Annotated in this window: 15 protein-coding genes and 1 pseudogene; 10 read left to right on the forward strand and 6 right to left on the reverse strand. The window is 68.8% G+C overall.

Going from position 1 to position 22810, the window contains the following annotated elements:
• Nucleotide 1: 1 nt before the first annotated feature.
• The gene (locus tag FSV73_RS17070; RefSeq protein WP_145009032.1) at nt 2-742 is read left to right on the forward strand and encodes an NUDIX hydrolase; all 741 of its coding nucleotides are present in this window, start codon (nt 2-4) and stop codon (nt 740-742) included.
• Here the strand turns inward: FSV73_RS17070 and cysE are convergent.
• From cysE to FSV73_RS17085, 3 genes are read right to left on the reverse strand one after another with little or no spacing between them, the layout of a single operon-like run.
• Nucleotides 724-1512, reverse strand: a complete 789-nt coding sequence (cysE, locus tag FSV73_RS17075) for a serine O-acetyltransferase (protein WP_145009033.1) — start codon at nt 1510-1512, stop codon at nt 724-726. The genes FSV73_RS17070 and cysE overlap by 19 nt on opposite strands.
• Before the next feature lie 2 nt (nt 1513-1514).
• Entirely contained in the window at nt 1515-2096 is a 582-nt protein-coding gene (locus tag FSV73_RS17080) for a GNAT family N-acetyltransferase (protein ID WP_145009034.1), read from the reverse strand.
• A gap of 9 nt (nt 2097-2105) precedes the next feature.
• Nucleotides 2106-2648 carry a helix-turn-helix domain-containing protein gene (locus FSV73_RS17085; protein ID WP_145009035.1) on the reverse strand — a complete coding sequence of 181 codons (543 nt, stop codon included), beginning with the start codon at nt 2646-2648 and terminating at the stop codon, nt 2106-2108.
• Between the two features lie 739 nt (nt 2649-3387).
• Between FSV73_RS17085 and FSV73_RS17090 the strand changes: the two are divergent.
• The 8 genes and pseudogenes from FSV73_RS17090 to FSV73_RS17125 all read left to right on the forward strand — a co-directional run.
• A pseudogene (locus FSV73_RS17090) lies at nt 3388-3564 on the forward strand (general stress protein); the annotation flags it as partial.
• A gap of 221 nt (nt 3565-3785) precedes the next feature.
• Nucleotides 3786-5591 (forward strand): methyl-accepting chemotaxis protein, encoded by a 1806-nt coding sequence (locus tag FSV73_RS17095; RefSeq protein ID WP_145009037.1) that lies wholly within the window; start codon nt 3786-3788, stop codon nt 5589-5591.
• Between the two features lie 2 nt (nt 5592-5593).
• A complete protein-coding gene (locus FSV73_RS17100; protein WP_145009038.1) occupies nt 5594-6049 on the forward strand; it encodes a chemotaxis protein CheW in 456 nt (151 codons plus the stop codon).
• Nucleotides 6046-7296: a CheR family methyltransferase gene (locus FSV73_RS17105; RefSeq protein WP_145009039.1), complete on the forward strand. Its 1251-nt coding sequence runs from the start codon at nt 6046-6048 to the stop codon at nt 7294-7296. Before FSV73_RS17100 ends, FSV73_RS17105 begins: the two co-directional genes overlap by 4 nt.
• Complete coding sequence (locus FSV73_RS17110) at nt 7293-7820, forward strand: chemotaxis protein CheW (protein WP_145009040.1); 528 nt, start codon at nt 7293-7295, stop codon at nt 7818-7820. The genes FSV73_RS17105 and FSV73_RS17110 overlap by 4 nt, the downstream gene beginning before the upstream one ends.
• On the forward strand, nt 7817-10006 hold the full coding sequence (locus FSV73_RS17115) for a hybrid sensor histidine kinase/response regulator (protein ID WP_145009041.1): 2190 nt from the start codon (nt 7817-7819) through the stop codon (nt 10004-10006). Before FSV73_RS17110 ends, FSV73_RS17115 begins: the two co-directional genes overlap by 4 nt.
• On the forward strand, nt 10003-11040 hold the full coding sequence (cheB, locus tag FSV73_RS17120) for a chemotaxis-specific protein-glutamate methyltransferase CheB (protein ID WP_145009042.1): 1038 nt from the start codon (nt 10003-10005) through the stop codon (nt 11038-11040). Before FSV73_RS17115 ends, cheB begins: the two co-directional genes overlap by 4 nt.
• Nucleotides 11041-11137: 97 nt before the next feature.
• On the forward strand, nt 11138-12160 hold the full coding sequence (locus tag FSV73_RS17125; RefSeq protein WP_145009043.1) for a GGDEF domain-containing response regulator: 1023 nt from the start codon (nt 11138-11140) through the stop codon (nt 12158-12160).
• Nucleotides 12161-12177: 17 nt separating this feature from the next.
• Here the strand turns inward: FSV73_RS17125 and FSV73_RS17130 are convergent, their stop codons facing one another.
• On the reverse strand, nt 12178-13092 hold the full coding sequence (locus tag FSV73_RS17130; RefSeq protein WP_145009044.1) for a diguanylate cyclase domain-containing protein: 915 nt from the start codon (nt 13090-13092) through the stop codon (nt 12178-12180).
• 6 nt (nt 13093-13098) lie between these two features.
• Nucleotides 13099-19710: a response regulator gene (locus FSV73_RS17135; RefSeq protein WP_145009045.1), complete on the reverse strand. Its 6612-nt coding sequence runs from the start codon at nt 19708-19710 to the stop codon at nt 13099-13101.
• A 169-nt stretch (nt 19711-19879) separates the two neighbouring features.
• On the opposite strand from FSV73_RS17135, the gene FSV73_RS17140 reads away from it, so the two are divergent.
• Nucleotides 19880-21985, forward strand: a complete 2106-nt coding sequence (locus FSV73_RS17140; protein ID WP_145009046.1) for an NAD(P)/FAD-dependent oxidoreductase — start codon at nt 19880-19882, stop codon at nt 21983-21985.
• On the opposite strand, the gene FSV73_RS17145 is transcribed toward FSV73_RS17140, so the two are convergent.
• Complete coding sequence (locus tag FSV73_RS17145; protein WP_145009047.1) at nt 21911-22807, reverse strand: hypothetical protein; 897 nt, start codon at nt 22805-22807, stop codon at nt 21911-21913. The genes FSV73_RS17140 and FSV73_RS17145 overlap by 75 nt on opposite strands.
• Nucleotides 22808-22810 lie beyond the last annotated feature (3 nt).

The raw sequence follows: 22810 nt of genomic DNA on the forward strand, positions 1-22810 counted from the left end.
CGTGCAGTATCGCCAAGATGCCTTCAATGGCCTGATCATCGACGCCGCCTCGCTCCCCGCCGCGCGCGAGGCCTTCGCTCCCGCACTGGCGGAGCTGCTCGACCAGGCCCGCCGCGAGGGCCGCAACCTGATCTGGCTGACCCTGCCGCTGGCCCTCGGCGAGCTGGTCGGCGTCGCCACCGCCGCCGGCTTCGTCTTCCACAACTGCCTCGAACAGGAATTGACCCTGGTCTGGCGCGGCACGCCCACGGCCTTCGCGCCCTTCGTCCCCACCCACAGCCTGGGTGTGGGCGGCCTGGTGCTCAACGCGCGGGGCGAACTGCTGGCGATCCGCGAGCGCGGCAGCCAGGGCTACAAGCTGCCGGGCGGCCACGTCGAGCTGGGCGAGGACCTGGCGCCCGCGGTGATTCGCGAAGTCTGGGAAGAAACCGGCATCCACGGCGCCTTCCGCGCCATCGCCGGCATGGTGACGACCCACCCCTACCGCTTCGGCAAGTCCAATCTCTATGTGGTCTGCCGCCTCGATCCGCTGACGGCGGAGATCGCCATCCAGGATCCCGCGGAAATCGAGGACGCCCGCTGGCTGGCGCTGCCCGACTACCTGGCCGACCCCGGCAACAGCGCCTTCAATCGCGAGCTGGTGCGCAGCCTGGCCCGCAGCGAGGGCCTAGTCCCCAGCGCCCTCAACAGCGAGCGCTACCCCAAGGCCGAGGTCTTCCTCGCTCAGGCGTCGAAGGACTGATCCATGCTCTCGGCCGGATGGGCGTCCCGTGGCCGGCCGACCGGCCGGGCGGGAATGCCCACCACCGTGGTGTGGGGCGCGACCGGATGCAGCACCACGCTGTTGGCGCCGATCTTGGCGCCCTCGCCGATCTCCAGGTTGCCGAGGATCTTCACCCCGGCGCCGATCATCACCCCGCGGCGCACCTTGGGGTGGCGATCACCCTGCTCCTTGCCGGTACCCCCGAGGGTCACCTGCTGCAGGATGGACACCTCGTCCTCCACCACCGCCGTCTCGCCGATGACGATCCCGGTGCCGTGGTCGAGCATGATGCCGCGGCCCAGTCGCGCGGCGGGATGGATGTCGATGGCCAGCAGGCGGTTGCAACGGGCCTGCAGGTGCAGCGCCAGCAGGCGCTCGTCGTTGCGCCAGAGGGCATGGCCCAGGCGCTGCGCCTGCAAGGCGAGGAAGCCCTTGGAAAAGAGAAAGATCTCCAACAGGCTGGCGTAGGCGGGATCGCGGGCCAATACCGCCTCCAGATCCGCGCAGGCGGCCGTCACCAGGGCCGGCCCTTCGGCATACAGCGCCGCGAAGCGAAAGGCCAGTTGCTCGGCCTGCTGCGGATCTTCCGCCAGGGCATCGGCGCAGCGCCGGGCCAGGGCACTGGCCAGGTTGTCCGGCTGCAGCAGCGCCCGCGCCAGGCCGGCAGCCAGGGCCGGCGCCTCTCGCTGTCCCGCGTCGGCCTGGGCGCGCAGGAGTTGCCAGAGTTCGGTTGCGGAGCGAGCGGCCATGGCTAACAGGTTTCCTGAACGAGGGGGTCGCTCAGCTTAACGGGCGCGACGGGCAACGTCTTGTACATCAGGGTGGTGCTGTCGCGTTGTGCGGGCTGGAGAGCATCCAAGGCGTAACCGGGGATCCGCCCCGCCACCGCGTACCCCAGGGACAGGTAGAGCGGCTCGGCGTGGTCGTCACTGCGGGTGTCGAGGGTGAGGAGTTCTCGCCCCAGGGCTCGCGCGGCGTCTTCCAGGGCCTGCATCAGCCCGCGGGCGATGCCCAGGCGGCGCTGCGCGGGATGCACCAGCAGCTTGGCCACCTCCGCTCGATGGGGCTGGTTGGCCGGGGTGTCGAGGACCAGCTGCACGCTGCCGACCACCCGCCCGCCGACCCTGGCCACGAACAGGAGCCGCGCCCCCCGGCCCACAGCCGGTGCCACGCTGTCCGTCCAGAAGCGGCGACTGGCCGCCCCGGTCAGCGGCAGGATGAAGCCGATGCTGGCCCCCTGGGCCACGCAGGCGCTGAGCAGGTCCTGAAAATCGTCCAGGTGCGCGATGAGACCCGCGGCGTCGAGCCGCTCGATGCAAGGGGTGGAGATCATGGCCAGTCCTCAGATCATGAACAGGAGATAACGAGCGCCCTTGGGACCGCTCAGGAAACGACTGCTGCCCCAGAGGCGATAGCGCAGGCAATCACCGGCAACCAGCGGGTAAGCCTGCCCCTCGACCCATAGCTGGAGCTCACCCTCGAGCAGCACGAGGTGATGCTCGAGGCCGGGGCGGGGCGATGCCTCGTAGCGGATGTCGACATCCGGGCCCAGCTCGCTCTCGATCACCTCCCCGGCCAGCGCCCGCGAGGGTGGCGAGACGGCGCGACGGGAAAACGCCTGGGTGGGATCCTGCCAGACCTGTTGCGCTCCGCGCGCCAGCTGCGCCGGGAAGCTGCTCTCGACGCTATGCAGCAAGCGGGTCAGGGTCAGGCCATAGGCCGAACAGAGTTGTCCCAGCACCGCCGTGGTCGGGCTGACTTCGGCATTCTCCAACCGGGACAGGGTGGCGCGGCTCACGCCGCTCCGGGTCGCCAGTTGCTCCAGTGACCACGCCTGTTCCAGCCTTAGCGCCTTGAGCCTTAGGGCCAATTGAGTATCGAGCATAGCGATCTCCCAAAAATGGTATTTTCTCCCACATATGGGAATTGAATGCAAGCTGGGCCTGGATCCGGGCCCGCTGATCCCGGGTCCTGGCCTCTGGCCTCAAGATTCCTGGTTATCGAGAAAAATGATGGCCGAATACTGTTTACCACTACTGAAATTGATATTTAATGGCTATCACCACAAAGCTTATTGAAACAATGATTAATAAATAATTTCCTTGGCATGCCGACTAAGCGTCCTTTGCCAGCACCGCATTCGGACAAAGACCACAATTCATGCACGGGTAATTATCCTTGGTGAGCTTTTAGTTCAAAGCGGCTCAACCGCGGGTCCGCTTACCAATTAATTTCGCTGACGTCGAAGAACGAGCGCGCGCAATTAGCGTCTGAATGCTTAGCCCAGAAACCCAAAGCGGGCGCGGGATTGGCAAAATATTTCAAAATATTTCAGATTTTACGACCTTATTTCCTCGCGAACCTGAAATTAATCGAACGAATTCCTCTACAGATCCTGTACAACCTTTCTCCTGATCGCTCTGGCTCCCACCCTCCCTTTTCAAAAACTTGTATTGAAGTTTGACCTCGTCCAATTAAGTTCCCCTCCATCGCATGTCCAGAACTGGTTTTACTAGGCCTGACTCTTACTTGCTGAATGGCTTAGCCTTTAGGGGGCGCAGCGCGTTCAATCCTTCATTGAAGAGAGTGGGAGAGGTCTTATGGCTAACAAGAGCAGCAATCCCGGCAACTTCGCCAACAACCGCGAGCGGGCGGCGGAAGCAGGACGCAAGGGCGGCCGCGCGAGCGGTGGGAATTTCGCCAACAATCCAACCCGTGCCTCCGAGGCCGGCCGCAAGGGTGGCCAGAACAGTCATGGTACGCGCCAATCCGAAGCGGCGAATGACGCTGCGACGACCTGAAGCGCACTGCTCTCTCCAGCAGCCTCCCAAGCCAAGCGATCTTCGGTAGGCTGCCCCTCCCGCCTTAGCCAGCTGCACCGCTCAGCCAACCCTCGGCGCCGTTCCGCTCCCACAAGTGAGTCGTGACTCACACAAATGCATGACCGTGCTACTTTTACTGGACAGCCAGAGTGGCCCCTGGGGCTCACTCCCCCCGCCCTCGTCCGCCTGTGCCGGTGCCCATGCTCGATAACATCCGTATCCAGAACAAACTCTTCGCCGGCTTCGCCGCCATCATCGCCCTGGTCGTCGTGCTGCTCTGGCTCACCTATGGCGCCCTGCAGAGCCTGGTCGATGCCAACCGCTGGGACAGGCACACCGCCGAGGTGCTGCTGGCGGTCAGCGAGCTGGACAACGACGTCCTGGAGACGCGCGCCAAGTTGCGCAACTACTGGCTGTTCGACACCCCCGCCAACCTCCAGGCGGTCCATCAGCAGTGGCCTGACCTCGAGGCGTCGCTGCGGGTACCGCTGCAGCTCACCGTGGACAATCCGGCCCAGCAGCAGCGTTTCGCCCGCCTGCAGGCGAGCCTGGCGGAGTGGCGGCAGAACTTCTTCGACCCCCTGATCAAGCTGCGCGAGACGACTCAATTGAGCCCGGCGCAGTTGGCCAACGAACCGTTGGTAAGCAGCATGTCCGCCCAGGTCGACGGGCTGCGCCAGCAGATCCAGGCAATTGGCGACGAAGAGCGCCAGCTGGCCGCGCAGCGGGCCGGGCATACCGATGTCGTCCGCAGCCAGCTCACCTGGACCCTGCTGGCCGGTGGCACCCTCTGCGTGCTGCTCGCCGCGCTGATCGCCTGGGTGCTGTCCCGCACCCTGCTGCGTTCCATCAACGGCCTGACCGATACCGTCGCGCGGATTTCCGCGGGCGAGGCAGGCGCGCGGGTGCAGGTGCGCGGCCGTGACGAACTCGGCCAGGTCGGCATGGCCTTCAATCAGATGGCGCAACAGATCCAGGACGACCACGCCCGCGAACAGGCGCTGATGCAGCGCCTGCGCGCCGACGTCGACGACCTGCTCGGGGTGGTCAACAAGGCCGCCGCCGGCGATCTCACCGGGCGCACGGCGGTCGACGGAGACGACGCCATCGGCCAACTGGCCCGCGGCCTGGGCAAGATGATCGAGGACCTGCGCGGCATGATCACCAAGGTCCAGCGCGCCGGCATCCAGGTCACCTCCTCCACTACCGAAATCGCCGCCTCTTCCCGTCAGCAGGAAGCCACCAGCATCGAGCAGGCGCAGACTAGCGTCGAGGTCCTGAGCACCACCCGGGAAATCGCGGCCAACGCCAATGCCCTGCTCAAGACCATGGAAGAAGCCGTGCAGGTGGCGGACGAGACCACCCATGGCGCGGTGCAGGCGCGCACCAGCCTGGCGAGCATGGACGGCACCATGCAGCGCATGGTGGCCGCTACCGACTCCATCAACGCCAAGCTCGCCGCCCTTTCGGAGAAGTCCAGCCACATCAACAAGGTGCTGACCACCATCACCAAGGTGGCGGACCAGACCAATCTGCTGTCGCTCAACGCCGCCATCGAAGCGGAGAAGGCCGGCGAAGCCGGTCGCGGCTTCTCGGTGGTGGCCACCGAGATCCGCCGGCTGTCCGACCAGACCACCGCCGCCACCGACGACATCGAGCAGATGCTCAAGGACATGAACTCTGCGGTGTCCGCCAGCGTGATGGGCATGGACAAGTTCTCCGAGGAGATCCGCCGCAGCGTGCAGGAGGTGGGCAGCGTCAGCGACCAGCTGGCCGGGGTGATCGAAGACGTGCAGAAGCTCCCGGCGCGCTTCGACATCGTCCTGGAGGGCATGCAATCCCAGGCGGTGGGTGCCGTCCAGATCGCCGAGACCATCACCCAGCTCAACGACAGTACCCAGCAGACCACCGAGGCGCTGAAGGCCACCAGCGAGGCGGTCCAGTACCTGCAACAGGCGGCCCAGGACCTGCAGAGCAGCGTCGCCACCTTCGCGGTCAATCGTTGACGATGCAGATCCTGGTCTTCCACCTGGCCGGTCAGGCCGCGGCCCTGCCGACGGCCGCGATCCGCCAGGTGCTGCCCTTTCTCGAACTCACCCGCTTTCCGGCGGCGCCACCTGGCGTCGCCGGGCTGATGAATCTGCATGGCACAGCCATCCCGGTGGTCGACGTCACCGCCATGAGCGGCGGAGCGGGCGCCCAGGCGCGGCAGGACACCCGCATCCTGCTGGTGGACCATCCCCTTCCCGGCGGCGGCAGCCGCGCGCTCGGGCTGGTGGTGGAAGGCGTCGCCGAGGTGCGCCGGGTGAGCGCCAGCACGCCTCGTCCGGCCGGGGTCCGGCTGCCCGGGTACCCCTGGCTCGGCGCGGTGCTGGAAGCGCCCGAAGGACTCTGGCTCTGGCTGGACCCTCGCGAGCTGCTCTCCCCCGCGCTGGCCGCCGTGCTGTTCCAGGAGGCCGCGTGAAGCTCGATCCGCGCCTGGTGCCACTGGTGCGCTCCCGTACCGGCCTGGCCATCGCCGACGACATGCTCGGCCGGGCCATTCGCCAACGGCTGCGCGAGCGCCAGGAAAGCGATGCCGAGGGCTACATGGCACGCATCCTCGACGACGAGGATGAATTCGCCGACCTGCTGGACCTGCTGGTCATTCCCGAAACCTGGTTCTTTCGCGACCCCCAGGCGATCGCCCATGCCGCTCGCTTCGCCCAGGAGCGCCACGCGCGGACCGGTTTTCCAGTACGCCTGCTGAGCCTGCCCTGCTCCACCGGCGAGGAGCCCTACACCCTGGCCATGGCCCTGTTCGATACCGGGCTGCCGGCCCAGGCCTTCCAGGTGACCGCGGTCGACATCAATCCACCGTCCCTGGAACGAGCCAGGCGCGGACTCTATGGGCGCAATTCCTTCCGCGCCCGCGACCTCGGCTTTCGCGAACGCTATTTCACCCCCGACGGCGACCGGCACCGTCTGGCCGAAGCGGTACGCAACCAGGTGCGCTTTCGCCAGGGCAACATCCTGCAACTCGGCAGCCTGCGCGACGGTGCTCCCTTCGACGTGGTGCTCTGTCGCAACCTGCTGATCTACTTCGACGACCAGACCCAGGGCCGGGCCCTGAGCCACCTGGCCGCGCTGATGCACGACGACGGCCTGCTCTGCGTCGGCAGCTCGGAGATGGTGAGCGCCATGCGCCACGGTTTCGCCAGCCTGGGTATCGCCCAGGCCTCGGCGCTGGTCAAGCGCCAGGCCGGCTCGGCCGACAGCCTCCGCGCCCCGGTACCGCACGCGCCGCCGCGGCGCAAGAGCGCCGCGCGCCCGCCCGCTACCGTCACGCCGTTGCCGACCCGGTTGCGCGCCAGCACGCCGCCAACGCCCGTCCCCGTCACGCCAGCCACGGCCGACCGCCCACCCCTGGCGGAAGCCCAGCGTCTGGCCGATGCCGGGCGCGGCGCCGAGGCCGAGGCGCTGCTGCGCCGGCTGCTCGAACAGGACCGCAGCCAGGCTGGCGCGCATTTCCTGCTCGCCCTCATCCTGCCCGACGACCGCGCCGCCGAAGCCGAGCGGGCATTGCGCCAGGCGCTCTACCTGGAGCCCGGACACTACCCGGCGCTCTGTCGCCTGGCGCTGATCTGCGAAAGAGCCGGGCGACTCGACGAAGCCGGCCGCCTGCGTGAACGCGCCTCGCGCATCCAGACCCGTGGGGGTGCCGACGCATGAGCCTGACCCGCGACCTCGACGGCCTGGAGCGGGCCGCCTGGGCGGAGCGCTACGCCCAGCCCCTGGACGACCTCCAGGCCCGTTCGGCCAGTGCCCTGGTGTTTCGCCTGGGCGCCGAGTGGCTGGGCCTGCCGGGCAACTGCCTGGTCACGGCCAGCGAGCCCACCACCGCCCACCGGGTACCCCATCGCCGCTCGCCGCTGCTGCGCGGCATCGTGCCGGTCCGCGGGCAGCTTCACCCCTGTATCGCCCTCGACCTGCTGCTGGCCGTGGCACCGGCCAGCCAGACCCGCGGCTTTCCCCGCCAGCTGCTGCTGCGCATCGGCCGGCGCGACTGGGCGGTGCAGGTCGACGAGGTGCTGGGTCTGCAACGTTATGCCCCGGGCGCGGTGCAGCCTCCGCCGGCGACCCTGGGCGGCGAGTTGCTCAGCTACCTGGGCGGCGTCTACCAGGAAGGCCCGCACCAAGTCGGCCTGCTCGATCTGGTACGGCTGGAGCGCGCCCTGGAAGAGGCCCTGCGATGAGCCAGCCGCCGCGCGATGTACGCGAGATGTCCCTCTATGATCTCTTCGCCAGCGAGGTGCAGAGCCATCTCCAGCCCCTGGACGCCGGCCTGCTGCGCCTGGAGCGCGATCCCGCCGATGTCGGGGTGATCGAGCCCATGATGCGCGCGGCCCACTCCATCAAGGGCGCCGCCCGGATTGTCGACCTGGACGGCCTGGTGGAACTGGCGCATGCCATGGAGGACTGCCTGGTCGCGGTGCAGGCCGGCCGCCGCCAGCTCGGCGCCGAGGATCTCGACCGGCTGTTCCGTTGCGTCGACTTCCTCGGCGAGGTCAGCCGCCTGGATGAAGCCGCCGGCCAGCGCTGGCAAGCCGAGCAACGTGACGCCCAGCGCGCCCTGGCCCAGGCGCTGAGCCAGGGCGAGGCCGCCCAGCCAGCGACCGCGTTGGCCGTGCCCCCGGCCCTGCCCGTGGGGGCACCTCCGGCGGCGGAGGAAGCTCCAGCCGATGCCGAGCGCAGCCGCGATCCGCTGCGCGTCGACAGCGGCCGGTTCAACCAGATCCTCGCCCTGACTAGCGAGGCCCGGGTCATGGGTCTCGGCCTGCACGGCCTGGTCCAGGGCTTCCAGGGCTATCGCGCGGAGCTGCAGGGGCTGTTCGGCCAGACGCCGGCCGCCAGCAGCGAGTTGCGCCAGCGCCAGGAGAGCCTGCTCGACCGCTACCAGCACCGGCTGCAAGCCCTGGAGGCCTACGAGCGCCGTCTGCTAGGGGTCTGCCAGGGCCTGCTGGACGAGGTGCTCGGCGTCCGCATGCGGCCACTGCGCGATGCCGTCCAGGGCTTTCCCCGCCTGGTGCGTGACCTGGCGCGGGGGCTGGACAAGGATGCCATCCTGCAGGTGGAGGGCGCCGATACCCTGATCGACCGCGAGGTGCTCGCCCGCCTGGAAAGCCCGCTCAACCACCTGTTGCGCAATGCCGTGGACCACGGCCTGGAAACCCCTGCCGAACGCCGCGCCCTGGGCAAGCCCGAGTGCGGGCAGATCCGCCTCGAAGCCCGCCACGTCGCCGGACGCCTGCAGGTGAGCCTGCACGACGACGGCCGGGGCTTGGATCTGGAGCGGATCCGCGCGGCGGTCATCGCCCGGCGCCTGAGTCCGGCGCCGGTCGCCGCCAACCTCAGCCCCGCCGAATTGCTGGAATTCCTACTCCTGCCCGGCTTCAGCCTCAAGGAAACGGTGACCGAGCTGTCCGGTCGCGGCGTGGGACTCGACGTGGTCGCCGATGCCATCCGCGCCCTGGATGGCGAGGTTCGCCTGGAAACCCTACCCGGCGAAGGCTTCAGTACCCATCTGCTGGTCCCGGTCAGCCGGTCCATCGTGCGCGCCCTGATCGTCGACATCGCCGGCGAAGCCTATGCCCTGCCGGTCACCCGCATCGAACGGGTGCTGCGCCTCGCGCCGGGCGAGGTCCATTCCCTCGAAGGCAAGGCGTTCTTCGTCCTCGGCGAGGATCGCCTGGGCCTGGTCGCCGCCCACCAATTGCTCGAACTGGACGGTGCCCCGCCCAGCGGCGACCTCGCCGTGCTGGTGATTGGTGGCGGGGAGCGGCGCTATGGCCTGGTGGTGGACCGGTTGCGCGGGGAACAGGGCCTGGCGCTCAAGCCCCTGGACGAGATCTTCGGCAAGCTGCGCTCGGTCACCGCCGGTGCCCTGCTCGACGATGGCAACCCGGTCCTGCTGCTGGACGTCGCCGACCTGCTCACCGGTATCGAGCGCCTGCTCGGCGAAGGTCGCCTGCGCCAGGTGCAGAGCGGCACGCTGGCGGACACCCGCCGGGCCAAGCGTATCCTGGTGGTGGACGACTCCCTGACCGTGCGGGAGATGGAGCGCAAGCTGCTGGAAGGCCAGGGCTACGAGGTGGACGTCGCGGTGGATGGCATGGACGGCTGGAACGCGGTGCGCGCCGGCGAATTCGACATGCTGCTGTCGGACATCGACATGCCGCGCATGAACGGCATCGAACTGGTGGAACTGGTTCGCCGCGATCCCCGGCTGCATGCCCTGCCGGTGATGATCGTCTCCTACAAGGACCGTCCGGAAGACCGGCTCAAGGGCATGCAGGCCGGTGCCGACTATTATCTGACCAAGGGCAGCTTCCATGACGACGCCCTCATCACCGCCGTGCAGGACCTCATTGGAGCGCCATGAGAATCGCCATCGTCAACGACCTGCTGCTGGCCACCGAGGCCCTGCGTCGCCTGCTGGCCAGCGATGGACAGCATAGCGTCGCCTGGATCGCCCACGACGGCGAGGAAGCGGTGGCCCGCTGCGCCGAGGACCGGCCCGACCTGATCCTCATGGACCTGCAGATGCCCCGCCTGGATGGCATCGAGGCGACCCGGCGCATCATGGCGCAGTCGCCCTGCGCCATCCTCATGGTGACCGCCACCCCCGACGATTGCGAGGGCGTCTTCCGCGCCATGGGCGCCGGGGCGCTCGACGTCACCGCCACCCCGGCGCTCAGCGGGGGCGCCGATGGCGGCGCCCTGCTGCGCAAGATCGCCCGCATCGAACCGCTGGTACGGCTGCCGGAACGCGCTACCCGCGCGCCCTCGCCCACGGTGGCGACGCCCGCGGACGCCACCCGCGAATCGAAGGAAGCCCTGGTGGCCATTGGTGCTTCCACCGGTGGCCCGGCAGCTTTGGTGAGTCTGTTCGACGGCTGGACGCCGACCCCCCAGGCCAGCGTGGTGCTGGTCCAGCACATCGACCGGCGCTTCGCCCCCAGCTTCATCGGCTGGCTGGGCACCCAGATCGCCTGGCCGGTCACGGCGGCCCTGGCCGGTGCCCTGCCGGCGCCTGGCCAGGTCAGTGTCGCCCTCGGCGACGATCACCTGCTGCTCGACGGCCGCGGGCGCTTCGCCTATACCGCCGATCCGGCCGATTACCCCTATCGTCCCTCCGTGGATGTTTTCTTCGCCAGCCTCGCCGGTAATCCACAACGGGTCCGCAATGCGCTCGGCATCCTGCTCACCGGGATGGGCCGGGATGGCGCCAGCGGCCTGCTCGCCCTGCGCCAGGGCGGCTGCCCGACCCTGGCGCAGGACGAGGCCAGTTGTGCGGTATACGGCATGCCCGCTGCTGCGGTTAGAATGGGCGCCGCGGAACGCGTACTCAGTCCCGCGCAGATCGGTGCCTGGCTTCAGAGGCGCTTCGGCAATGGCGCGCGGAGTTCGACATGACAGGTCGCCAACAGGAGCGTTGGACGATGCAGCGGCAAGGATCCGCCAATTTGAGACGCGGGATGCCCGAATTCCGCCGGCACAAGGATTCGCAGTAATGGCCACGAACGAGGGCGGCGCCCTGGACAGCCTGACCGCACCCAAGGTGCGCCTGCTGCTGGTGGACGATCAGCTGATCATCATCGAAGCCTTGCGGCGGATGATCGCGGATCAGCCCGACATCGAGCTGCATTACTGCCTGGATGCGCACCAGGCGGTCATCATGGCCCAGCAACTCAAGCCCACCGTGGTGTTGCAGGACCTGATCATGCCCGAGATCGACGGCCTGGAGACGGTGCGCCGCTTCCGCGCCGAACCGACCCTGCGCGACGTCCCCATCGTGGTGCTCTCCTCCAAGGAAGACCCCCAGGTCAAGGCGCAGAGCTTCGCCACCGGCGCCAACGACTACCTGGTCAAGCTGCCCGACAAGCTGGAGTTGCTGGCGCGGGTGCGCTATCACTCCGAGGCCTATGTCCTGCGCGCCCAGCGCGACGAGGCCTTCCGCTTCCTGCGCGAAAGCCAGCGGCAGCTCGCCGAAGCCAACATCCAGCTGCAGAAGCTGGTGGCCATCGACAGCCTGACGGGGATCAACAACCGGCGCCATTTCGACCAGACCTACGAAGGCGAATGGCTGCGGGCCCGGCGCAATCGCCAGCCGCTGGCGCTGCTGCTGTGCGACGTCGACCACTTCAAGCGCTACAACGACACCTACGGCCACCTCAGTGGCGATCTCTGCCTGAAGAAGGTCGCCGCGGTGCTGACCGAGCAGCTCAAGCGCCCGGCAGACCTGGTGGCTCGCTATGGCGGCGAGGAATTCGCCATGGTGTTGCCGGAGACCGATGCCGAGGGCGCGCTCAAGGTCGCCGAAGCCTGCCGCGCCGGCGTCGAGCGCCTGCAGGTGGCCCATTCCGGCAGCGACCTGGGCTTCGTCACCATTTCCATCGGTGTCGGCAGCATCCAGCCGCAGAGCAACGACGACCACGAGGCCTTCATCGAGTCCACCGACCAGGCGCTGTATCGCGCCAAGGCCGAGGGCCGCAACCGGGTCCACCTGCTGCAGGGCGGCACCAAGGGCGCCTGAGCCGGCGGCCGGCGCGGCTAGAAGCTGCGGCTGACCAGCCGGTTACGGCCTTCCGCCTTGGCCTGGTAGAGCAACTGATCGGCCGCCTTGAGCAGGCCTTCCGCGGTCTGCTCGGGGGTCGGTTGACAACAGGCCAGGCCCATGCTCATGGTGAGCCAGAGGCGATCCTCCGCCAGCGGATGGGCGATGCGGAGTTCAGCGATGCCCTGCCGGCAGCGCTCCAGGACCGCTTCCGCCGCGGCCCGCGAGGCCCCAGGCAGCAACAGCACGAATTCCTCGCCGCCGTAGCGCGCCAGGCAGTCCCGCTCGCGGATGCGCTGTTCCAGTACCTGGGCCACCCGTGCCAGGGCCTGGTCGCCCGCGCCGTGGCCATGGGTATCGTTGTACTGCTTGAAGTAGTCGATATCCAGCATGGCGATGGCGAGGGGACCACGACGGCTGACCGCCAGCTGCCACTCGATGGCCAGTTGCTCGTCGAAACGCCGACGATTGCCCACTGCGGTCAACGGATCCATGTGCGCCAGCTCTTCGAGCAGGCGCCGCTGCCGGGCCAGCTGCAGGTGCAGCCTTACCCGCGCCAGCACCGCGAGCGGATTGAAGGGCTTCTGGATGAAGTCGCTGGCGCCCAGCTCGAAACATTCGACCTCGCGATGCAGGTCGTTGGCCGCGGTGATGAAGATCACCGGAATGGCGCTGGTTTCGGCGCGCCGCTTGAACAACTGGATCAGCTGCAGGCCGTCGATGCCGGGCATGACCACGTCCAGCAGGATGAGATCGGGATGCTCGCGGGCGGCCTTGGTCAGCGCCTGCACGCCGCTCTTGGCCAGCATGATGCGCGCCTCGTCGCGCAACAGATCGGCGAGGACCCGCAGGTTGCTCTTCTGGTCGTCGACGACGAGGATCAACGGCAGGTCGGGACGGTGCCCCTCCATCGGCGGCTATCCCGACCGCGTTCCAGCCTGCCGCACCCGCCGCAACAGATCGACGGTGGCGTCAGCGGCGTGCTCGAACTCGACCTCGTTCACCCACTCCCTGATCCGAACCACGTCGGCGCTGTGAGGGGTACTGACACAGGCGCGCAGCAGGGTGTCGAGTACCTCCTCGGCGGCGAAATCCGAGGTCTGCAGCAGCGCGACCAGGCGTTCGAGCAGGCCTTCCAGCTCTGCCACCGAGGTCTCCTCGCCGCCGGCCACGTCGGCCAGGATCTCGTCGAGGGTCGCCAGGCAGCGCTCCGCCTCGGCGTGCAGGCGCCGGACCTCATCGCCGATGGGCTGCGCCAGGCGGATGCGAGTGGTCAGCCGCTGGGCCGCCTCCTGCAGGCCGATGGCGCCGACGTAGGCCGCGGTGGCCTGCAGCCCATGGGCGCATTCGAACAGCGCGGTGACATCGTCCGCGGCGCGCCAGGCGGTGATGCGCCCCGGCAATTCGGCCTGCTGCACGCGGAAATCGCGCATCAGTTGCTCATAGAGCTCGGCGCTGCCGCGCAGCAGGCGCAGCGCCGATTCGGGTTCCAGCACGGCACTGGCCCGCGCGCGCGCCAGCACCCCGATGGCCTTGACCTCGGGGATCTCCTCCACCGCCTTGCGCTCGGCGCGCTGCAGCTGCTCGAGATTGGCCCAGGCGGCGATGATGCGGAACAGCTCGGCAGGGTCGAGCGGCTTCACCAGATGGTCGCTCATGCCGGCGTCCAGGCAGCGCTCGCGATCGCCCGGCAGGCCGTTGGCGGTCATGGCGATCACCGGCAGCTGGGCCAGCGCCGGCCGGGTACGCAGCTCACGGGTGGCCGTCAGACCGTCCAGGCGCGGCATGTGCACGTCCATCAGCACCAGGTCGTAATGCTCGCGTTCAAGCCGATCCAGGGCCGCCCGGCCGTCCTCGGCCACGTCGATGAGCACGCCACTGCCCTGCAGGAAGCCGATGACCACCTGGCGGTTGATGGCATTGTCGTCCACCAGCAGCAGGCGAATGCCCTGCAGGTCCACCACACTCTGCCCTACGGTCGGCATCACCTCGGGCGCCAGGCCGAGGCCGGCCAGCAACCGCTGCAGCGCGGGACCGGTGACCGGCTTCTCCAGCAGTTCCAGCGCGCCGAGATCCTCGCCCAGGCTGCGGACCTCTTCCGCCTCGTAGGGTGACGCCAGCAGCGTCAGCGCCAGCTCGGGCTGGCGCTCGCGCAGACTGCGCGCCAAGGCCAGGCCATCCTCGGCGCCCAGCCGCCAGTCGACGATGGCCAGTTCGAAGGCCTCCGTGGCCGTGGCCATGGCCGCCAGCGCCTGCCCGCTGGATTCCGCCTCCACCACCTGCATGCCCAGCTCGCGCAGGCGCTGGCCCAGGGTCCGCCGGGCCAGCCCGTGGTCGTCCACCAGCAGCACCTGCCGCGGCGTCTGGCTGGGCAGTCGCTCCGCCTCGCCCACCACCGGCAGCGTCAGCCGCAGGGTGAAGCAGGAGCCACGTCCCGCCTCGCTGTGGACGTCCAGGGTGCCGCCCATGAGTTCGGTGAGCTGGCGCGAGATCGCCAGTCCCAGTCCGGTCCCGCCATAGCGGCGGCTAATCGAGCCGTCCGCCTGGGTGAAGGGCTGGAAGAGTTGCGCCTGCTGCGCCTCGGTCAGGCCGATACCGGTGTCTTCGACCGCCAGGCTGAAATGCGCCTGGCCACCCTCGCAGACCGCTCCGACGCGGATCAGCACATGGCCGCGCTCGGTGAACTTGACGGCGTTGCTCAGCAGATTGACCAGCACCTGCTGCAGCCGCAACGGATCGCCTTCCAGCGCCAGGGGAATATCCGGTCCGCAATCCAGGACCAGTTCCACGCCCTTCTCATGGGCCTTGAGGGCGCAGAGGTTGAGGGTGCGTTCGAGGACCTTGGCCAGGTTGAAGCCGAGTTGTTCGAGCTGGGTACCGCCGGCTTCGTTGCGCGAATAGTCGAGGACATCGTTGATCACGCCCAGCAGGGTCTCGCCGGAGTCGAGGATCTTGCCGACGTGGCCGCGCTGCTCGCCGGAGAGCCGGGTGCCCAGGGTCAGGCGGCTGAGGCCGATCACGGCATTGAGCGGCGTGCGGATCTCGTGGCTCATGGTCGCCAGGAACAGCGACTTGGCCGCTGCCGCTTCCTCGGCGCGAATGCGCGCCTGGTCCAGCTCGCGGGTCCGTTCACCGACGCGCTGTTCCAGGGTTTCGTAGATCTGCGCGTGCTCCAGGGAAATCGCCGCCTGGGTGGCCAGGATGTTCAGCACCTGCAGTCGACCGGGCGTGAAGGCCTGTGCCAGCAGGTTGTTCTCCAGGTAGAGGATGCCGATCAGGCGCCCTTGCCGCAGCACCGGCAGGCAGCAGACGGAGCGCGGGCGGCGTGCGCGGATGTAGGCATCGCGGACGAAGCGGCCAGTACGAGCGGCATCGTCGAGAATCACCGCCTCACGGTGGTGGATGACATGGGCCACCAGGGTCAGGGGCACCAGACCTTCGCCGGCCTCCTGCTCGTTCATGGCCAGCGGCAGGCCCTGCAGTACCTGGGGCTCGACCGCGCCACTGGAGACCGAGGCCTGCACCAGCCAGCGACCGCCCTCGGGCAGCAGCAGCAAGCCATGCTGGGCGCCGCCTTCCTCCAGGATGATGCGCATCATCCGCACCAGCAGCTGATCCAGCGCCAGTTCGTTGGAAATGGTCTGCAGCGACTTGAGCACCGACAGCCAGTCCAGCCGCATCATCTCGCTGGTGGACTGGCCCTGGGTGCGCTGCACCGTCAGGGCACTGGTCTCGGCCGCGCGCAGCCAGTGCGGGAATTCGTTTTCCAGGGCCTGGGCCTTGGCCGTCGCGCCCCAGTGCAGATAGCTGCGCTGGGCGTCCTGCAGGTAGGTACGGGCGATCCGCGGGCGCTCCTGCTCCAGCCAGAAACGGCCATAGAGTTCTTCGGCCAGGGCCGCGCCCTGGCGGAAGCCATGCTGCCGCGCCGACCCCAGGGCCTGCTCGTAGAGATCCATGGCGGCCTCGACGCGACCCTCGCGGCGGGCCAGTTCGGCATCCACCAGGTCGCGCTTGTGGGCGAAGTTTTCCGGGCACTGCGCGGCCCAGCCGGCCAGACGCTCGCGGGCGGTCTGCACCTTGGCCAGCGGCTCGCCGGTCAGCTCGCCCTCGGCGAGCAGGATCAGCGCCTGGTAGAAGGCATGTTCGGCGATGCTGAACCAGCCGAAGGTCGCAGCCAGGGACGCTTCCATGGCCTCGGCATGCTGCCGCGCCTGGGGCAGCCGGCGGAACAGCAGGGCCGCCTGCATCTTGTTGAAGTCGTAGTAGTTCAGACAGAGCACATGGCCGCTGTCCTGCATCTGCCGCACCAAGGCCGCTTCGTCCTGGCCCTCCTCGTCCCAGGTCTCCTGGCTGGGCGTGAGGCCCTGCAGCAGGCGCAGCGACTGGCGGAGGATGGTGAAGATCTCCAGGGTGTTGGGATCGCCGATACCCAGCAGGATCCGCTCGATCTCACCGGTCTCGGCGAGGATGTCGTCCAGCGCCGCCCCGGCGTGCTGCAGGTGCTTGAGGATGTGGAAGGCGCTGTAGGCGGTGAAGATGATCTCGCCGGTGCGCTGGCCCGCCGCCAGGGCCTCGCGCAGCAGGGCGACGTTGTCGCCGATGGGGCTCGACCAGGGGCTGTTGGTCACCGCGAACATGGTGTAGACCTTGCACTTGAGCGGCAGATTGCCGGTGCGGTCGACCAGGTCGACGGCCAGGCGCCCGACCTGGTAGCCCAGTTCGTAGCGACCGTGGAAGGCCGAGAGCAGCGAGCCATAGTTGGCATAGCCGAAGGGTGAGAGGTCGCCGTTGCCGTACTGGATCGACAGCTTGACGATGCGCATCACCGCCAGCAGGCTCATGGGCAGGTCGACGTTGATCGCCGGGCCCCAGAGCAGGCCGAGCAGGCGGATCAGCAGTTGCGCGCGCGGATCCTCCATGCGCGGCAGGTCGAGCAGCGCCGCCGGGGTCCGCCCGGCGAGCCAGGCCTCGACCTCCAGGCTGTCGGCGCCGATGGCCTGGTGGATGTCCTCCGGCGCCTCCGGCCAGGGCTCGCCCAGCGCCTGGATGCCGGCCTTGGCCACGGTCAGCGCCTCGGTGAAGCGACCCAGGCCGCTGTAGAGGTCGATCTGCAGCGCACGGACGCCGGCTTCCTCGAAGGTGGTACGGGCGCGCGGCAGCAGCAGTTCGCAGATCCGCAGCGCCTCGCCGGCATCGCCACAGAGATGGGCCACTTCGGCCCACTCCCGATACAGCTGGAACAGCAGCACATGGCGCCCGTCCCAAGCCGCCTCGTCGATCAAGCCCACGGCGGTGCGCAGGAAGTCCAGGGCCGCCGGATAGGCATTGGCCTGGCGCGCCCTGCGCGCGGCGTCCAGGTTGAGCTCCAGCAGTTGCAGGCGCTCGGCGGGCGTCTCGAGCAGGTTCAGCGCCAGGTTGAGATGACTCACCGCCTCCAGCCGCGCGCCGCTGCCATCGGCCAGATACAGCTGGCCGGCCCGCAGGTGGACCCGCTCGCGTTCGGCGTGCGCCAGCAGCGAATGGGCGGCATGGCGCACCTGGTCGTGCAGGAAGCTGTAGCGGGTGGGTGTGGACTCCCCCGCCTGGTCACCCTCGGGCTCGGTGAGCAGGCCTTCCTGGACCAGCGCCTGGCAGCGGCGCCGCACGTCGGCGGGCGATTCCGCCATCAGCTCGGCGAGGCGGTCGCTGGAGAAGCGGGTGCCGAGGCAGGCCGCCCATTGCAGCAGCTGCGAGGTCGGCGCCGGCAGGTCCTGAAGTTTGTCGACCATGAAGTCGACGACGTTGTCATAGACATCCAGCGCCTGGATCCGCGACAGCTCCCAGTGCCACTGGCCGCTCTCGCCGTCGAACTCCAGCAGGCCTTCCTGTTGCAGGCTGCGCAGCAGCTGTTCGATGAAGAAGGGGTTGCCGAGGGTCTTGTCCAGGCACAGCCCAGCCAGGGCTGCCTGGTCCGCGGCGGGCGCCGGCAGCAGTTCGGCGATCAGCCGCTCGATCTCGGCCCGCGACAGCGGCCCCAGCGCCAGGGTGCGCACCAGCGCGGCGCCGAGCAACCGCTCCAGGCCGCTGCCGGCCAGTTGCTCTTCGCGGTGGGTCGCCACCACCAGCACGGGCGCCTGTTCGGCGCGGCTGAGCAGGCGCTCGATCAAGCGCAGCGAAGCGGCGTCGGCCCACTGCAGGTCGTCCAGCCAGAGCAGCAGCGGACGGCTGTCCGCGGCGAACGCCAGCAACAGCGCGATCAGGGCGTCGTCGAAGCGCTGCTCGGCCTGTAGCGGCGGCAACTCGGCCACCGGCGGCTGCGGTCCGAGCCAGCTGGCGAGTTCCGGCGAAAGCTCGGTCAGGACCCCGGCGTTGCCCGCCAGCGCGCCAATCACCCGCTCGACGAAGGCCTCGCCGAGGGTCTGGCCGATCTCGACCAGCTCGCGCGTGGCCTGGCGCAGCGCGCCGTAGGGCAGGCCGCTGCCGAGGGTCTCGAACTTGCCGTGGGCCATGATCACCCGCTCGCCCTGGCGGCGGACGAAGGCCTGGACCAGCGCCGACTTGCCCACCCCGGAGCTGCCCCTGACGAAGACGGCTTCGATACGGCCCAGGGTCGCCCGGGCCAGCGCCTCTTCGAGCAGGCGCAAGGCACTGCCCCGGCCCTGCAGGGTGCGCACCGGCATCAGGCGTGCCGGGGGATCCTGCTCGCCCAGGACGAAGGGCGTCGCATCCCCGGCCTGGTAGGCCGCCTGGCAACGCTGGAGATCGCGCAGGATGCCGAAGCAGCCCTGGTAGCGCTCCTCGGCGGCCTTGGCCATCAGCTTGTCCACCAGCGCGGCCAGCATGGGCGGCACCGCCGGTACGCGCTCGACCAGGGACGGCGGGCGCATCGCCAGGTGCGCGTGCATCAGCTCGAGCGGATCCTGGGCGCTGAAGGGCGGCTCGCCGCAGAGCATCTCGTAGAAGGTCACGCCCAGGGCATAGAAGTCGCTGCGGTAATCCTGGTGGCGACCGGTGCGGCCGCTCTGCTCGGGCGCCAGGTAGGTCAGCGAGCCTTCGAGGCGGGCCTCGCCGCCGGTGACATCGCCGAAGACGGTGGCGATCCCCAGGTCGGTGAGACGCAGGCTGCCGGTGGTGCAGTTGCAGACGATGTTGCGCGGATTGAGGTCGTTGTGGGCAATGCGCAGCCGGTGCAGCCGCGCCAGGGCGCGCACGATGGCCAGCGCCCAGTCGAAGAAGGCGTCCAGCGCCAGGGGACCCGCGGCGAGCAACTCGCCCAGGTCGGTGCCGCCGATATCCTCCAGCACCAGCACCTGGCGTCCCTGGTGCTCGACCAGGTCCAGCGCGGCGCTCACCGCTCCGCTGGCACTGGCGCGGCGGGTCAGTTCGTACTCCTGGCGCAGGCCGGCCAGGGCCTGGGGCGTGGGATAGTCGGCGGCCAGCAGCTTGAGGATCACCGGCTGGCCATCGGCCAGGCGCGTTCCGCGATAGATCAGGGCATGGCGGCTTTCACTCACCCGCGTCGTGCTGCTGTAGCCAGGAATCCTCAACACCGCGTTCGCCTCGATCCTCGGCTGACCGGGCACGCCGGACCAGCACCTCAACTATTTGGGTTGCCTTGCTAAAGTCTCAAGGGAACTTTTCGATAAAGTGATATTACCTTAGCCATCACTTGGCATTCGTCCACTCGCGCAAGAATTTGCACACTTCGGAGCTTTAGGCATGGAAGCAGTACCTCCTGTCCGCAAGATCGCCATCCTGGGCGGCGGCGTGTCCGCCATCACCGCCGCCTTTCGCCTGACCAGCGAGCCTGCCTGGCAGGAGCGCTACCAGATCACCCTCTACCAGCAGGGCTGGCGCCTGGGGGGCAAGGGCGCCAGCGGCCGCAATGCCGCCGACCACCAGCGCATCGAGGAACACGGTATCCATGTCTGGTTCGGCTTCTACTACAACGCCTTCCATAGCCTGAGGCAGTGCTACGAGGAGCTGGACCGCCCCGCCGGCGCTCCGCTGGCGACCCTCGACGAGGCCTTCTTCCCCCACTCCCATACCGCCTTCGCCGACGACTTCCAGGGCCAGTGGACCACCTGGCCCATCGATACCCTGGCGCTGCCCGGCAAGCCCGGCGAAGGCTGGAATCCCAAGCCCTTCATGACCGCCCTCGGCGATCTGCTGGAATGGCTGCTGCGCCTGGGCGAAGTGGACGCCAGTCCGCCCGCGGCCGCGCCCAGCGGGCTGTTCGCCCGGCTGCGCGCGCACTGCCGGGAAGAACTGCAGGAACTGGCCCTGGACCAGGCGGAGCAGCATCTGCGGCAAGCCCGCAGCGCCCTGCCCGATGGCGTCGATCATCCCGTTCTGCTGTGGCTGCTGCGCGAGGCCCGCGAGCTGCTGGCCAAGGTGCTGCAGGGCCGCCGCCAGAGCAGCGTCACTGCCCACCGGCTCTGGCTGCTGATGGACTTCGGTCTCACGGTGCTGATCGGCCTGCTCGCCGACGAGGTCTACGCCAAGGGCTTCGAAGCGCTCAACGAAGAAACCTTCCTGGCCTGGCTGACGCGCCACGGGGCCAGCGCCGCGACCCTCGACGGCGCGGTGGTCAAGTCCCTGCACGGCGGCATCTTCGCCTATCGTGACGGCGACCTGGCGCAGCCGGACGTCGAAGCCGGCACCGTGCTGCGCGCCGCCCTGCTGGCCCTGACCACGGCCAAGGGCTCCTTCATCTGGCGCATGCAGGCCGGCATGGGCGACGTGGTCTTCGCGCCCTACTACGAGGTACTCGCCCGCCGCGGCGTGGATTTCCGCTTTTTCCACCAGGTCACCGGCATCGAAGCCGCCGACGATGGCCAGGGCCCGCGGGTGACGCGTCTGCAGATCCAGCGCCAAGTGCCGCTCAAGGGCACGTCCTACCAGCCGCTGGTGGACGTCAAGGGCCTGCCCTGCTGGCCGTCGGCGCCGCTGTACGAGCAGATCGACGACCAGATCGCCAAGGACCTGCAGGACGGCGACATCAACCTGGAGTCCAGCTGGAGCGGCTGGCAGGGCGTCGAACAACTGGAGCTGCAGGTCGACCGCGACTTCGACGAGGTGGTCCTGGGGATCTCCGTGGCCGGCCTGGCCGCCCTCGCCCCCAGCCTGTGCGCCCTGGACCCGGCGTTCGCCCGCATGACCCAGGCGGTGGCCACCGTAGCCACCCAGGCGGTGCAACTCTGGCAGGAGCGTGACGTCTGGCAGCTGGGCTGGACCGGCTCACCCCCGGGCGGCCAGGCGCCGGAGCTGCTGGGCTTCGCCGCCCAGGCCATGGATTCCTGGGCCAACGTCAGCTACCTGGTGGATCGCGAGGACTGGTCCAGCGGTACGCCGCCGCGCGACATCAGCTACTTCTGCGGCGTGTTCGCCGCACCGGCCGCGCCCCCCGTCGGCCAGCGCGACGACTATCCCCAGGTGCAAGCGGCGCGGGTGAGGACCGACTTCCTCGACTTCATGAACGGCACGCTGCGCTACTACTGGCCGGAAGCGCTGGACGCCCAGGGCTATCGCTGGGATTACCTGACGGCACCCGCCGCCGCCCAGGGCCCGGCGCGGTTCGACGCCCAGTACTGGCGCGCCAACGTCGATCCCAGCGAGCGCTACGTGCAGAGCGTGGCCGGCAGCAGCCGCCAGCGCCTGACCACCAACGGCACGCGTTGTCGCAACCTCTACCTGACCGGGGACTGGATCCACAACGGCTTCAACATGGGCTGCGTGGAGTCGGCGACCCTATCCGGCCTGCAGACCGCCCGCGCCATCCTCGGCCACGGCGAGGTCCTGCCCGGCGAGGACGCCTTCCAGTGACGCCACCGCCTGGGCCGCTGCCCGTTCGGCGCGGCGGTCCACGGCGGGCGGATAGGCCGGTTCGTCGCCGGCCAGGTACTCCAGCAGTTCGGGCGCCTGGTTCCAGCCGGCGGCCTCGGCATACAGCCTGGGCAATTCGAGCCGGATCCAGCCGTCCATGAGCCGCACGCCCAGCTCTTCGATACCCAGCCCATGGCCTTCGATCACCGCGCGATCCGCGTCGGCGAGCGGATAGTGGGGCGGATAGAAATCGGCCAGGCTGACCAGCAGCTTGACCGAGAAGCCACGCGGATCGGCCAGTAGCGCACCGAGCTCGGCGAACAGCGTCGCCTCCTCCACCAGCGCCTGGGCGAACATCAGCCGATACAGGGTGATGTTGAGAAACAGCTGGCCGACCGCGTTCTCGGCGCGGGCGTCCTCTTCGTGCTGGGCGAAACCGGAGAGGATGGCGGCGTTGTGCGCCCGGTACCAGTGGCGCGGCGTGGGATCGGCGATGAAGGTCAGCCAGCAGCGCGTCGGATAGGGCGCCTGCTCACCCGACAAGCCATGGCGCGCCAGGCAACCGGCCAATTCCGCCAGATAGATGAAGTGCAGGTTGACGTTGCGCCACCAGCGGCTGCCGTGCTGCGGATCCAGCACTCCGGCGCGGATCTCCCAATCGAGGAAGGCCAGCTCCGAATCGCCGTAGCTCAGGCCGTCGTTGTCGGTATCGCCGAAGCGCTGGTAGAAGGCCTCGCGCACCGCGCGCCGCTGCGCGGGATAGGCGTCGATCCGGGCGCAGAGCGCCTGGGTGTCGGCGACGGCCTCTTCGTAGGTGTACATGAC

It is taken from the genome of Pseudomonas oryzihabitans (genome assembly GCF_007665395.1).
GTDB classification, from domain to species: domain Bacteria; phylum Pseudomonadota; class Gammaproteobacteria; order Pseudomonadales; family Pseudomonadaceae; genus Chryseomonas; species Chryseomonas psychrotolerans_C.